This is a genomic window from Vogesella mureinivorans (genome assembly GCF_007644035.1).
Classification (GTDB): domain Bacteria; phylum Pseudomonadota; class Gammaproteobacteria; order Burkholderiales; family Chromobacteriaceae; genus Vogesella; species Vogesella mureinivorans.
Map to the genome: position 1 here is coordinate 1 of NZ_VMTV02000641.1, position 304 is coordinate 304.

Below are 304 nucleotides of genomic sequence, written 5' to 3' on the forward strand. Positions count from 1 at the left end.
AAAACTCTTCAATCAAAAGGTGATGTTATGATGCAAATGAACGAACCACAAACTTGTTATGACATCGTGGTGATTGGAGGTGGAATTAATGGTGTTGGAATTGCCAATGATGCAGTTGGGCGTGGTTTATCGGTCTTGCTTTGTGAAAAAGATGATTTGGCAAGTCATACCTCATCCGCCAGTAGTAAATTGATTCATGGTGGTTTACGTTATTTAGAACATAAGGAATTTCGCTTGGTTCGTGAAGCTTTGGCAGAGCGTGAAGTTTTACTGGCGAAAGCCCCACATATTATTCGTCCAATGC

General features: G+C 40.8%; 1 protein-coding gene. It reads left to right on the top strand.

Annotation, left to right across the window (positions count from 1 at the left end; genetic code table 11):
• Window positions 1-27: 27 nt before the first annotated feature.
• On the top strand, window positions 28-304 hold a 277-nt coding region (locus tag FLQ44_RS17060; RefSeq protein WP_147695365.1), incomplete at its 3' end, for an FAD-dependent oxidoreductase.